This is a genomic window from Prolixibacter denitrificans, from assembly GCF_003014495.1.
GTDB classification, from domain to species: domain Bacteria; phylum Bacteroidota; class Bacteroidia; order Bacteroidales; family Prolixibacteraceae; genus Prolixibacter; species Prolixibacter denitrificans.
Window position 1 is genome coordinate 90,576 of sequence record NZ_PYGC01000008.1, and the last position, 14,738, is coordinate 105,313.

A 14,738-nucleotide genomic window follows, 5' to 3' on the forward strand; every position below is an offset into this window, starting at 1 on the left:
TTTTTTTCTAAAAAAAGAATATATGTTTGCACAAATACATAATTGTATGAACAAATATCGTTTCCTCCTATTATGATGATGCTATTATTCGATTGATGTTTATTCTGTTGGTATTTAGTATTGTATTTGGTTTGATGGGTGATGGCGTTGGTGTTTGTTTGACAAAAATGTGTTGAGGTATAAGAATCCATTCCAGTAATGTATGAACAAATAAAATCTTAATTTGCAAAATTAAACCTGCTATCATGAAACATAACTTACATTTAAAAGCACTTTTTGCTTTTGTCTTAATCTTGCTTTTCATTGATGTTTCTGCAGAGAATCGCAAGGGAAATAACTTACAAAACGTTTCAATTCAGCAAGAAAAGGTTGTTAGTGGTAAGGTGACTTCTGAGCAGGGAGAAGCTTTACCCGGAGTTAATGTGGTCATTAAAGGGACTACAAACGGAACAATCACGAACGTTAATGGTGAGTACTCAATCAAGGTTCCTGCCAGGGAGACAGTATTGGTATTTTCTTTTATTGGTTACAAATCTCAGGAAATAACGATCACAGATAAGTCTGTTGTTGACGTTGTTTTAAAAACCTCGACAGAGAAAATTTCTGATGTTGTAGTTATTGGTTACGGAGCTGTCAAAAAATCTGACTTGACCGGCTCTGTTTCTTCGGTGAAAGCTGAAGATTTAAAAGCGGTTCCGGCTACAACTTTTGACCAGGCTTTACAGGGAAGAGCAGCTGGTGTTCAGGTTGTACAGTCGAGTGGTGTTCCCGGGGGAGCAACGAATATACGGATTCGGGGAACGAGTTCTGTAAACGCTAGTAGCGAACCACTCTATGTCATCGACGGTATGTTGGTAAACAGCGATGCCGGAGAAGTTTCAGTGGGTGGTCGCGGCCCCAATATTGGTCCGCTGGCGTCAATAAATCCGGATGATATTGAATCGATTGAGGTGTTGAAAGACGCTTCAGCCGCAGCTATTTATGGTTCGCGCGGTGCAAATGGTGTTATTTTGATCACCACCAAACGTGGTAAGGAAGGAAAAGGTAAAATTGATATCGATTGTTACTATGGAGTGCAACAGGTCGCTCACAAGCTCGACTTGTTAAATGCTGCTCAATTTGCCAATTTGGTGAATGATGCTGCAATAAACGCAGGGCAAGTACCGGAATACGTGAATCCGAAGAATTTAGGAAAGGGAACCGATTGGCAGGAAGCTCTTTTCAGAATAGCTCCTATTGCTAACTACCAGCTGTCATTTTCCGGCGGAACAAAGAAAACGAAATATGCTGTTTCCGGAGCTTATTTTACACAGGACGGGATTGTAGTCGGATCTAATTTCGATAGGTATTCGTTCAGGGTCAATTTGGATCAGGAAATTAATCCTTATGTGAAACTAGGTACGAACATATCATTTTCGGGTATCGGAGCCAACCGCGTTGAAACTGGTCCTGGAGCCATTGTTGGTGGAGTTGTCTCAAACGCACTGCAGATGAATCCAATTCTTCCGATTTATGATGCAACTCAGCCTGGTGGTTATACCTATGAGAGTGATAGGAAAGACGCAATTGGTAATCCGGTAGCAGAGGCAAAGGAATATAAATCACTTACAAACACTTATCGACTGATTGGTAATACCTACCTGATGTTTCAGTTAAGTAAAGGACTCGAACTTAAAACGAGCTTCGGAATAGATGGATTAACATCCAAATCGAGGTCGTTCGGTCCAAATTACTTGAAGCGAACTGCCAACAGTAAGGGGGAAGCCTGGATTAATGACTTGCAGGCACTCACCTGGTTAAATGAGAATACCCTAACCTTTAATCATCAATTTGATAAGAATAACCGGATTGATGTACTACTGGGTTTTACCATGCAGCAGTTTAAAAATGAGAGTTTATCGGCAAGTGCTTTTGACTTTCCCGACAACAGGACCGGGTATCATAACCTAAGCGTCGCGCTAAATCCGCAAAACCCGGTTAATAACGAGTCGAAATGGAGTATGCTCTCCTATCTGGGAAGAATCAACTACAACCTGAAGGAAAAGTACTTACTCACTTTCTCTGGACGTATTGATGGTTCTTCAAAATTCGCAGAGGGTAATAAGTATGGATTCTTTCCTTCCGGTGCTTTTGCATGGAGAGCATCGCAGGAGAAGTTTCTGAAGAACGTCGAATGGCTTTCCAATTTGAAGGTCAGAACGAGTTATGGGTTTATCGGAAATCAGTCAATCAATCCGTATCAGTCTCTGGCATTGATTGGACCTGTTGGTCAGGGAGTATTTAACAGCGCATCAGGTTCCGAAGTTTTTACCGGAAACGAGCCTCTTTCATATCCCAATAAAAATCTGAAATGGGAAACAACTGAGCAAGCTAATGTCGGTATTGATTTTGGGGCACTGGACAATAAGATAACACTCTCAGCAGACGTTTATTTGAAGAAGACCTCAGATTTGTTGCTGAACACGCCAATACCTTATACAACCGGTTTTATGGCAACTCTTTTGAATGTTGGAAATGTCCAGAATAAAGGTCTTGACCTTGATTTTCGCACTATCAACTTTCAGGGAAAATTCTCGTGGAATACATCAATAAACTTCTCAATTAACAGGAATAAAATAACCAACCTGGCGGGACAAAACGATATCAATCTTGGCTATGGTAATATTTTGCGTGAAGGTCAGCCTATTGGAACTTTCTACGGATACGTTTTTGATGGTATCTTTCAATCAGATGAAGAAGCGGCCAGTAGCCCTGTTCTGAAGGGACAGGAACCAACAGGTCCGAATCCTCTTTCCAGAGCAAAAGCAGGAGATCGGAAGTACAAAGATTTAAATGGTGATGGTGTCATTGATGAAAGCGACCGCACGCTAATTGGCTCGGCACAACCTGATTTTATTTACGGAATTAACAACGAATTGTCCTATAAAAACTTCCGCCTGACATTCTTTTTCCAGGGTTCTAAGGGGAACGATATGATCAATATGAACCTTTCGAACCTGGAAAACTTCAATGGACAGCAGAATGTGCTGGCTGAAGCGGGCTTAAATCGTTGGACTCCCGAAAATCACAGTAATAAATATCCAAGGGCTCTTGCCACCGGAAGTCTTGACAACGTTTTCTCTTCGCGATTTGTAGAAGACGCTTCCTACTTCCGTCTCAAGAACGTCACTCTGAGTTATAGCTTGCCGAATCACATCCTGAACAGGATTGGAGTAACCAAGTTGCGGCTTTATGCAACCGGAACAAATCTTTGGACGGTTACCGGTTATAAGGGCTACGATCCGGAAGGTAATGCCTATGGAAATACAACGAATATAGTTGGCGTCGACAATGGTAATTACCCGCAGACAAAATCATACACCTTTGGTGTTCAGGTCGGCTTCTAATCATAGTACTTCACATCAAAAGACGCGTAAAAATGAAAAATTCAATAAAAAACAATATACAAGTTAAATGGTGGCTGGTAGTCGTCGCTCTACTGATGAGTTCGTGCAGCGATTTTCTGAAAGAGGACCCTCAAAATGTCGTGGCACAAACCAATTATTATCAGAATGAAAAAGATGCAATTTCTGCAGTAAATTCCATCTATGCATGGTTGGGGTCATATGATTTTGCCTATGGAAATACAGCAGGTATATATCATAGCACCTTCTGGATCACCCAGGGGTTGGCTTCCGATGAAATGAACAATAATCAATTGGGAGCTCCGGACCTCGACCAGTTAGCTACTTTTAGTTATAATTCAGAGAATGGAGCGATTCTGGAAATCTGGAAGATGCACTACAAAGCTATTTACGTGGCTAATATTGCCATCGATCGCATCCCCAAAATCGATATGGATCCGACATTACGTTCCAGATTGGTTAATGAGGCAAAGTTTCTTCGGGGGCTTCTCTATTTTAATCTCGTTAGGATGTTCGGCCAGGTTCCATTGTTGGTTAATGAGAATGAACCATTAACTCCTGAGGTATCAACTGTAGATGAAATTTACACGCAGATTATTAATGATTTAACAGACGCAGAGAATCTTCCCGACAGTTATCCTGTTGGAAATGGACTGGGGAGAGCAACTTCAGGCGCTGCGAAATCATTGCTGGCGAAAGTATATCTAACGAGAGGAGAATACCAAAAGTGTGCTGATATGGCGCAGGAGGTAATTAATTCGGGTAGATATCAGCTCTGGAGCAACTATAGTGATGTGTTTAAGCTTTCAAGCAGAAACGGCAAAGAGGCTATTTTTTCTGTAGGGTTTGGCGATGCGGACGGAGCGATCTCATTCTGGGAAGTAGGCCAGTTTAACGTTCGATTGCTACCAGCTGAGTTATCGCGTGATATTCCTGAAATATCGAATACACAAGGGTGGCAGGTTGCTACTCAAAACCTTTATGATTCCTATAGTTCGGCTGACAGCCGGAAAGATGTGACTTTCATGACCCAGTTTAATAAACCGGATGGCTCCACAGTAAATCTGGATAAGATTTATTTTCAAAAGTATTGGGATAAAGAAGCAGATCCAACTGCCGGCGGTTCGAAAAATGACTTCCCGGTATTGCGTTATTCAGATGTGTTGTTGATGGATGCAGAGGCGAATGCTCAGCTGGGGAACTTCGCGCCGGCAAACACCTATTTGAATATGGTTCGTAACCGGGCCAATCTTTCGGATGTTGATATTACCTCAAAAGATGCATTCATCAGTGAGGTGCTCTCAGAAAGAAGAAAAGAATTTGCCTGCGAAGGACAACGTTGGTTCGACCTGGTTAGAACACAAAAACTGATTGATAAAGTACAGGCTGCAAAAGGAATCACTCCGGGTGATGAATATAAGCTGTTCCCAATACCACTCAGGGAGCGGGATTTAAATCCGAACCTCCCTCAAAATCCGGGGTTCTAAACCAACTCATTGAATAAAAAACTTAATACTGACAGGAATGAAATCAATAACGAAATATATAAAATACTTGCTTGTACTGTTGTTTGCGCTAAGCTTGTACCAGTGCGAAGAAAACTATACAGAGAACATTTCTGATAATCCAAAGATTACGCTATCCGTGCCTACTGCACCCGGACACGCACAATATAAGGTTCAGGTAGAATCCGGTTATGATATTACCGTTCCGGTTAAAATAAGCTCTTCCAGTAATTTGAAAGAGTTTAAAATCACCAAAACGTTGAATCTTAATGCAGATCCTTCTTTTGGAGATAATGGGGTAATGACCGTTTTCAATTCAGATAAAGGAAAAGACTTCGACTATTCATTCACTTATATTCCGTCTACTCAGGATGTGGATCAGTTAGTCGGTTTTACTTTCACAGCAGTCAATAATGACGGGAGTGTGTCAGAGAGTGATTTGACACTTGTCGTCACTCTTTCTCCCCGCGATAACTTACCCCGTAAAAGGTGGAACCTTAAGTCGGTATTGTGGGTGACTAATCCGGATCATCCTAACCAGGAGTCTATCAGCGATTGTGAAAAGGATAATTCGATGTTGTTGAATGCCGATGGAACGATGTCGGTAGATTACGGAACAGACACTGGCTCCGGTAACTGTGCATATGATGGTCTTACAGTATATGATAGCTGGGAGCTCACTCCTGACGATCAGTATTTTATTCGCACTTCTCATGGTTTGTTTACTCCGGATGTTGAGGTGACTGACACGTTTGTGGTTCGAACGCTCACGGTACAACAATTCGCTATTGAACAAACTGTTGACCTGTCAGTATTTGGCGGCGGAACAGATGAGAAATTTCTTTATGTCTATGACGCTGGCCCCAGGTAATTGTTAGGTGCCATCGATTCGAATCATAGGATGAAAACACATCCGGACCTCTGGTGTTGGCCGAGAGGTTCGGATGTCAATAAACCCGATTGGTTGTCGGATAGATAAATCGGAATACGTCTTATAATTGGAGTGCAAAATATCAAAATCGAAACCATGACATTGAAGTTTAATTTTCTCATATTATTCTGTTTGCTGAGCTTTGCTGCGTTTGCCGGACCAGATAATATTGCGGGGAAGGCAAAAGTAACAGCATCCTCCGTTTTGGATCAGCATTACAATGCGGATAATGTGACAGATGGTATTATCGGAGTTGCGGGAAACGGTGAGTGGGCCTGCAAAGGGAAAACCGCTTATTGGGGATATGTTCGTTTCCCATGGATACAATTAACCTGGGATAAGCCACAGATGGTCGGCAAAGTGGTTTTGTATGATAGGCCATCAGAAAAGGAGCATATCGCCGGAGGCAAACTTTTGTTTAGTGATGGTAGTGTGGTTTGGGTAAATCAGATCCCGAATGATGGTACTGCTAAAGCCGTTTCGTTTAAGGCAAAGAAGACAAAATGGATAAAATTCATTGTCACTGATGGTACAGGCAAAAATCTGGGGCTGTCAGAAATAGAGGTATTCCCTTCTCCGGAGCAATATAAAGATTATGTATCTACAGTCGACCCATATATTGAAACTGACCGTGGACGCTATTTCTTCTTTATTACCGGAGCCCGCCCATTTGGTATGGTCGGTGCAGCACCTATGACCCGGAATAAAAATCAAAGCGGTGGTGGTTACAATTACAATGAGACAGAAATACTGGGATTCCCCCAGATTCATACATGGATGATCTCAGGCATTGATATTATGCCAACATCCAGTGATATAGACCCGACCCTTGGTGAGCAGGGGTGGAAATCAAAATTTTCACATGACGATGAAATTGTTCAGCCAGGTTATCAGAGGGTCTATTTGAGAAAATATCACACGTGGGTTGAGCTTACTGCAACCGATCGGGTAACCTTTCACCGGTTCCGGTTTACGAAGGATATGAAAGCGAAGATACTCACGAGCCTCGGCGGGTATGTTGGTAACAGCAGAATGGTGAATGCATCCGTAAAAGAGGTCAGTAAAAAGGAATTTGAGGGATCTTTCACTTCAACAGACCGGCTTTGGGGCGGACCAAAAAATGTTCAGGTCTATTTTGTCGCACGGTTCGATAAGCCATTTGAACAATTGGACGGCTGGCAAGGGAAAAAGAACTACAGCGATATCACAGAAATAAAAGGTGATAGTGCTGGTGTTTCGCCTGTTTTTGATGTGAAAGCCGGCGACCAGCTGCAAATGAAGATAGCTGTTTCCTATACCAGTATTGAAAATGCTCGTAAAAATCTCGAAGCGGAGTGTACCACATGGAATTTTGACCAGGTACGTAACGAAACGAGAACCATATGGAACAATCTTTTAGGTCGAATTCAGGTCGAAGGTGGTACAAACAAACAACGTATAAAGTTTTACACCGACTTGTGGCATGTTCTATTAGGTCGTCAGAAAATTAATGATGTAAATGGCGATTATCCCGATAGAACAACCGGGGTTCGGGATGGGAATTTTACTGATGCAGTTCTGAAAATAAGGACGCTCCCGAAAGATTCCAATGGGCATTTGAAATACAATATGTACAACACCGATGCACTCTGGTTGACACAATGGAATGTAAATATACTATGGGGCCTGGCCTGGCCGGAAATCATGGATGATTTGTCAGCTTCGATGATTCAATATGCCGAAAATGGGTATTTAATTCCCCGGGGGCCCTGTGGGGGAGGCTATTCCTACATCATGACGAGTTGTCCTGCAACTAACCTGATTGTTAGTACTTACATGAAAGGCTTACTCACCAAAGTAGATGCCAATTTGGCCTATAAAATGGTGAAACAAAATGCCCTTCCGGGCGGAATGTTGGGAAGTAAAGACGATATTAAATTCTATACAAAAAACGGTTACTGGCCCAATAATGCTGGTATTACAGTTGAAGCTACGTTCCAGGATTTTGCTATCGCTCAGATGGCTAAAAAACTAGGTAAGAAGAAAGATTATAATTTCTTTATTCATCGATCAGAAGGATGGAAAAAACTATTCGACCCCAGGCAGAAATTGCTATTCCCTAAAGATAAAGATGGCAACTTCACTTCTCACGATCCCTTATCTGGTGCAGGATGGGTGGAAGCCAATTCATGGCAGGCTACCTGGGGGGTATCTCAGGATATTCCCGGATTAGCCAAATTGATGGGAGGTAATGATACATTGTGTGCTAAGCTGAATCATGCTTTCGAAATGGCAGAACCCTCTGATTTTGTTTTTGCATACAATAAGGGATACATCAGTTATGCTAACCAACCAGGTCTGTCTGATGCACATGTCTTTAATTATGCCGGAAAGCCATGGTTAACCCAGTACTGGGTTCGGAAGGTAAAGGAAAAGGCTTACGGTGGAACAACACCCGACCTTGGATACGGTGGTCAGGATGAAGACCAGGGACAAATGGGGGGCTTGAGCGTTCTAATGGCTATCGGATTATTCAATATTCAGGGTAATGTAAATGCAGATCCGGTATATGACATCACCTCTCCAATTTTCGACAAAGTCACAATCAGGCTCAATCCGAAATATTATAAAGGGAAATCCTTTGTTATCACAACTGAGAATAACTCCAGGGAAAACATGTATATCCAAAAAGCTTTCTTAAACGGAAAAGCCTGGAATAAACCCTGGTTTAGTCATGAGCTGTTTGAGAAAGGTGGCACGTTGAAACTGATATTGGGTGACCAGCCAAATAAGAAATGGGGAGTAGTAAACTAACGATACATATCATGAAATATATAGTCAAAGTTATTCTTTTTATCGCTCTGGGCTTTTCCGTTGAAAACACTTATGCCCAATTGACTGTGGCGTCATACTTTAATGACCACATGATTTTACAGCGCAAAAAGGAGAATAAAATTTGGGGCCAGGCGAAAGCAAAAGACTGGATCACGGTATCCATCGATGGCCATACCTCAAAAACGAGAGCGGATAAAGAAGGAGCCTGGAGTACACAACTGCCTCCTTTTCCTGCCGGTGGTCCTTACTCAATCGTTATAGCAGATAAAAAGGATACACTTAAGATTGATGACGTGCTGTTTGGAGACGTTTGGCTCTGTAGCGGGCAGTCCAATATGGAACATGCTGTTATTTCCTTCCCGTGGGGGAAAGAGGAAATGAAAAAGGCTTCCAATCCTAATATTCGCTTTATCGACATACCCAATAGGATTGATGAAGTTCCCGGAAATGATTTACCCAAAACTGTTGAGTGGAAAACGGCAACAGGTCAGAATATAAAAAACCTTTCTGCGGTATCGTATTGGTTTGCCAAAAATTTGCAGCCCAAAGTAGGTGTCCCAATTGGTTTAATAACCTCTGCCTGGAGTGGCACTGCTATTGAACCCTGGATGGATATTGAATCTCTTAAACCTTTTCCTGAATACAAGGAGGTTCTTGACTATTTGCAGGATGATCCGAAACCGCATGCTCAAATAGAGAAAGAGTTCCAGAAATACCTGAAAACCGAGTGGGGACCCAGGTATTACTACAAAGGAATTGGGATGAAAGAAAAGTGGTATGAACCTTCAACTGATTATAGCTCCTGGACTCCCATCAAATTACCAACCTGGTGGGAAAATGCAGGCATAGGTTTGGATCATCACGATGGTGTAGTATGGTTTCGGACGACTTTTGACCTGCCTAAAAACTTTAAGGACTCAACCTATTTTATCGATCTGAATCTCATTAAGGACTATGACATTGTTTGGGTAAACGGCGTTAAACTAGGTGAGACTTTCGGAGACCAAAACTGGCGGCACTATTGGGCACCTCGCTCCATCCTGAAGCCCAAAGGTAATTCCCTCGTCGTAAGAGTTTATAATATTGGTGGCTATGGAGGTATGAATTTCAGTCCACTTTGGGCAACTCCTATTCTGAAAGGAAAATGGGTTTGCAAAAAAGGACTGACAATTGATCCGGACACCGTGCCGAAACCAAGGATTGTCAATAAGAGCCCCTATGGTTATCCGACAGCTATTTATAATGCCATGATACACCCTCTCTTGAATGTCAGTTTCACTGGAGCAATTTGGTATCAGGGAGAATCTAATGCAGGTAGAGCACAGGAATATAAAGCGATATTCCCGGCAATGATCAAGTGCTGGAGAAGGGTATTTAATGAAGGCGATTTCCCGTTTTACTTCGTTCAGCTTGCCAACTTTACCAAAGAAGCCAGCAAACCGGTTAATGACGAATGGGCTGAACTGCGCGAATCGCAGGAAGCAGCTTTAAAGCTGCCTAATACAGGTATGGCCGTGGCAATTGATATAGGCGAGGCAGATAATATTCATCCGACCAATAAAATGGAAGTAGGCAGAAGGCTTGCTCTCCAGGCTTTGAAAAAGACATACCATCAAAACGTGGTTGCTCAGAGCCCTTCATTCAAGAGTATGGAGATAAAGGGTGATTCCATTATTATCAACATTGAAACTTATGGAGATAGCTTAATCTGTACGAACAAATATGGCTATGTAAATGGTTTTGCTGTTGCAGCCAAAGGGCAGGAATTTCATTGGGCGAAGGCTCGTTTACGAGGTAAGCAAATCATTGTTCATAGTGATAAAGTGAAGAAGCCTGTTGATGTGCGGTATGCCTGGTCCGAGAATCCTGGTAAACTGAACATTTACAATACTAATCATCTTCCGCTTCGTCCATTTAGAACGGATAAAAGAAGCGGGGTCACAGATGGGCGAACCTTTGGCTTAGACAAAGTATATTTTTAAACCAAACTAATTTGTAATGAAGGCAATCAATAAGTATTTTTTATTGGTGATTTTACTCGGTGCTATGGGATGTCATTCACCCAAACCGAATGCACCGAAAAGCTCTGCTGTAACCAAGGATAGTACATTCAATAAACTCTTTCATCAGGATTCAGGCGGGTTAACAGGAGCCGATGGTACAATTTCGGTGCCCATGCCCGATGGTAGTTCCGTATTCATGATGGGGGACAGTTTTTTGGGTAAAGTGGTAGACAATAAAAGAGATACCACTACTAAGATGATTCACAATACCTTTGTTGTTGTCAACCCAACACAAACAGGTACCCGTACTTTATACCAGGGAACATATCAGGATCCGGAAGCATTTGTGATTCCCAAAAACGACCCGGGCAAATTCTATTGGCCCGCAAATGGTTTTGTTAGGGATAGTGTCTTTCACTTTTTTGCGTCCCGTTTTTATATGTCAGGTAAAGGTATGTGGGGATTTGAATTTGTGAATACCGATTATTTCAGATACTCATGGCCTGACTTCAAACCATTGTCTGTTGAGCCATTTAAGTATACTTCAATCAACCATGTACATTGGGGACACGCCATACTCGATGCGGGCAAATACATTTACATTTATGGCTGTAAACCCGATTCCAATAAAGTGTCAAAAGCCTTTGCCTGCCGCACGCATGTGGATAGCAGTAAGTCTCTTGATTTGAATGATGTGGAGTTTTTTGATGGGCATGGATGGTCAAAGAATCCAGTGAGTATAGCTCCCATGAAAGGTACCACATCACAGATATCCGAACAATTCTCTGTATTTCATTATAAGGACAAATATATTCTCTTGTCACAGGACAGGGGTATAGGGACTGGTGATATATTCACCTACACTTCAAATACGCCGGTAGGTCCCTGGGGAAATAAGCAGCTAATCTACAAAGCAAGAGAATCAGAAAGAGACAAGGATATTATTACTTACAATGCGATGGCTCATCCACAGTACATTCGTGATGGCGAATTGCTGGTCAGTTATAATGTTAACTCGCTCAAAATATCGAAGGTTTTTAAGAACGTAAATAACTATCGGCCTCGATTTATTCGGGTGCCAATGGATAAGATATTAAACAATAGAACTAAAAAGTAATAAGTTAAAAAAGAAGTATATCGGTTGTACTGGTAGCAGACCTTCACTGGTTTGTTGCGCAGCTATACATCATTTGGCACTCTTAAGTATGCAGCATGTCCTCAATGTGGGGAGAATGTGAATGAACCAATTGTTCACTTTTGAATTTATCGACCGGAATTGTGAACATGCATCCTTTGTGATACTTGAAAATCTTAGTGAGTGCAATTGTATTAACTAGTTGAGGGATTTAGAATATGGAACAGAAGAGGAATACAACACAGTTTTTAATGCCCTATCATTTGTCGGATCATGTTTCTGATGGATATGATATTTATCCATCGTACAAACTCGGCTCCGACAAAATTCATACAGATTTCAAATCGCTAGCCAAAAGAATCTCATCAGATAGCATTTCGCTCATAGACGGTTATGCAGGAGTCGACTTCGCATTCATAAGGAAAAGACTGGAAAGCGAATTGCAGGAAATGGGTCTGAAGATTAACTGGGTTAATACGGAAGATTTATTTAAGTCCGAGAGCGAAATTGACCAGCTTATCGAACCTTTCATGGGAGAGAGCGACTCCATTTTTGGTAGCCGGGCAACGATTGAATTGTCTGACTATTTCGACCAATCAAAACTCAATGACATAAAAATCAGTTCAAACGCTGATATCAATATTGTCTACGGCGCAGGTGCGCAATTAGTTGGCTTGAAAGGCACGTTGGTTTATATTGATCTTCCCAAAAATGAGCTTCAGTTCAGGGCCAGGGCAAATTTTGCCAGAAATCTGGGAACTAGTCAGGTATTTGACATGAGAACCACTTATAAAAGATTCTATTTTGTCGACTGGGTTGTATTGAACAGGCATAAGAAGCAAATCCTGAAACAGATTGATGTTATTGTCGATGGTCAGGGAGAAGAGCACATTACCTGGATGGAGGGTGACGACCTGAGGACTGGTTTAAATGAGATGGGCAAATCACTTTTTCGTGTGAGGCCTTGGTTTGAACCGGGTGTTTGGGGTGGTAGTTGGATGAAAGAGAATATAAAGGGTGTAAATCCGGATGTCCCTAACTATGCCTGGTCCTTTGAACTAATTACTCCTGAAAATGGGATTGTTTTCGAAAGTAATAAGAATCTGCTTGAAGTTTCCTTTGATTTTTTGATGTACCAGGAAGGCGATGCTGTCATGGGTAAACACAGAGAAGTTTACGGTGATGAGTTTCCAATTCGCTTTGATTTTCTGGACACTTTTGACGGGGGAAATCTCTCCATTCAATGTCATCCGTACCTGGAATACGCGAAAGAGCATTTTGGAGAGCAGATAACGCAAGAGGAAACCTACTATATTCTGGATAAGAAAGAGGATGCTTCTGTTTATTTAGGATTTCAGGAAGATATACAACCCGAAGAGTTCAGAATGGCGTTGTGGGATAGTTTTAATACGAACAAGGAACTTGACATAACCCGGTACGTGCAAAAGCACAGTGCCCAAAAACACGACCTGTTTCTTATTCCTCCGGGAACAATCCATGGCTCCGGTATTGACAATTTGGTGCTTGAAATCAGTACAACTCCTTACATCTTTACATTTAAAATGTATGATTGGGTTAGGCCCGATTTGAATGGGAAGCCACGTCCGCTCAATATTGAGCATGGCATGAAAAACCTTGATTTCGAGCGAAAAGGTGAAAGGGTGAAAAGCGAATTGATCTCTCAGCCACAGTTGGTAAACGAAGGTAGTGATTGGAAGCAGTATGAACTACCGACTCACGAAGAGCATTCGTACCGGGTAAACCGATATCATTTCGACACGGAAATCACAATTCAGACTGAAGGGAAATTTAATGTACTCAGTTTGGTGGAAGGTTCAACCATTGAAGTTGAAACGGAAAACGGGAGCAAACAAATATTTAAATTCGCTGAAACGTTTGTTGTTCCTGCAGCGGCCGTTAGTTATACGATAAAAAACAATTCCGATAAGGAAGCGACCGTTGTAGTTGCATTTATGAAATAAGATGGAATGGTAATGAATAGAAAATATGCTATAGGAGTAGATGTTGGTGGTAGCCACATCAGTTCTGTCTTGGTTGATATTGAGAGTAAGGCGATTATTCCGGATAGTTATGCCGAGCAAAAGGTCGATAATAAAGCGACCTCGGAGGAAATCCTTGATAATTGGAGCGCAGCGATCAGGAAAACGCTCAACAGTATTGAACCGGAAAACCTGCTGGGCATTGGATTTGCTATGCCAGGGCCATTCGATTATGAGAATGGAATCTCGCAGATTCAGGGGGTCGATAAATATGAGGCGTTGTACGGCGTAAATGTTACAAATGAATTAAGAGACAGGCTCCAGTTGAATCAATCAGTCCCATTGAGATACCTGAACGATGCCATGTCGTTTGGTGTGGGTGAATGTTGGATGGGTGAAGCATCGGCCTATGAAAATGTAGTTGCTATTACATTAGGTACGGGCTTCGGCTCTGCTTTTTTGTCGAATGGTATTCCGGTAATCGAAGGTAAAAGCGTACCTAAAATGGGGTATGTGTATCATATTTCATATGAAAATGGAATTGCTGATGATTATTTTTCCACCCGATGGTTCATTGATGAGTATCAAAAACGAACTGGTGTTAAGTGTTCAGGAGTCAAAGAGATTGCTGACAAAGCGAACAATGAAGTCGAAGCGGAAAAACTCTTTTCTGACTTTGGTAATAGCCTGGGGAATTTTTTGAGTCCGTTACTGGAATCATTTAATGCGGATTGTCTGGTGATTGGAGGAAACATCTCCGGTGCTTATAATTTGTTTGGTCCTTCCTTCGAAAAAGCTTTGAAGAGCAGCGGGCTGAATATTGAAATCGCTATTTCAGGTTTGATGGAAACAGCGGCGATGGCTGGTAGTGGTCGCCTGGCAGATGAAGCTTACTGGACTGACATAAAACATCTAATCCCCAATATCTAACCCGTCAAAAGACAAT

General features: G+C 41.9%; 8 protein-coding genes. All 8 read left to right on the plus strand.

Annotated features, from left to right (window positions below; genetic code table 11):
• The first annotated feature begins 245 nt into the window (after positions 1–245).
• The 8 genes from CLV93_RS14670 to CLV93_RS14705 all read left to right on the plus strand — a co-directional run bounded on the left by CLV93_RS14670 (position 246) and on the right by CLV93_RS14705 (position 14,722).
• Complete coding sequence (locus tag CLV93_RS14670; protein ID WP_106542964.1) at positions 246–3,386, plus strand: SusC/RagA family TonB-linked outer membrane protein; 3,141 nt, start codon at positions 246–248, stop codon at positions 3,384–3,386.
• Positions 3,387–3,418: 32 nt separating this feature from the next.
• Positions 3,419–4,891, plus strand: a complete 1,473-nt coding sequence (locus CLV93_RS14675) for a RagB/SusD family nutrient uptake outer membrane protein (protein ID WP_106542965.1) — start codon at positions 3,419–3,421, stop codon at positions 4,889–4,891.
• Between the two features lie 37 nt (positions 4,892–4,928).
• Complete coding sequence (locus CLV93_RS14680; RefSeq protein ID WP_106542966.1) at positions 4,929–5,780, plus strand: hypothetical protein; 852 nt, start codon at positions 4,929–4,931, stop codon at positions 5,778–5,780.
• A 156-nt stretch (positions 5,781–5,936) separates the two neighbouring features.
• Positions 5,937–8,633: a GH92 family glycosyl hydrolase gene (locus tag CLV93_RS14685; RefSeq protein ID WP_106542967.1), complete on the plus strand. Its 2,697-nt coding sequence runs from the start codon at positions 5,937–5,939 to the stop codon at positions 8,631–8,633.
• 11 nt (positions 8,634–8,644) lie between these two features.
• Complete coding sequence (locus CLV93_RS14690; protein ID WP_170108967.1) at positions 8,645–10,636, plus strand: sialate O-acetylesterase; 1,992 nt, start codon at positions 8,645–8,647, stop codon at positions 10,634–10,636.
• 16 nt (positions 10,637–10,652) lie between these two features.
• A complete protein-coding gene (locus CLV93_RS14695) occupies positions 10,653–11,774 on the plus strand; it encodes a glycoside hydrolase family 183 protein (RefSeq protein ID WP_106542969.1) in 1,122 nt (373 codons plus the stop codon).
• A 269-nt stretch (positions 11,775–12,043) separates the two neighbouring features.
• Positions 12,044–13,774 carry a class I mannose-6-phosphate isomerase gene (locus CLV93_RS14700; protein WP_246187207.1) on the plus strand — a complete coding sequence of 577 codons (1,731 nt, stop codon included), beginning with the start codon at positions 12,044–12,046 and terminating at the stop codon, positions 13,772–13,774.
• Positions 13,775–13,780: 6 nt separating this feature from the next.
• Complete coding sequence (locus tag CLV93_RS14705) at positions 13,781–14,722, plus strand: ROK family protein (RefSeq protein WP_106542971.1); 942 nt, start codon at positions 13,781–13,783, stop codon at positions 14,720–14,722.
• Positions 14,723–14,738 lie beyond the last annotated feature (16 nt).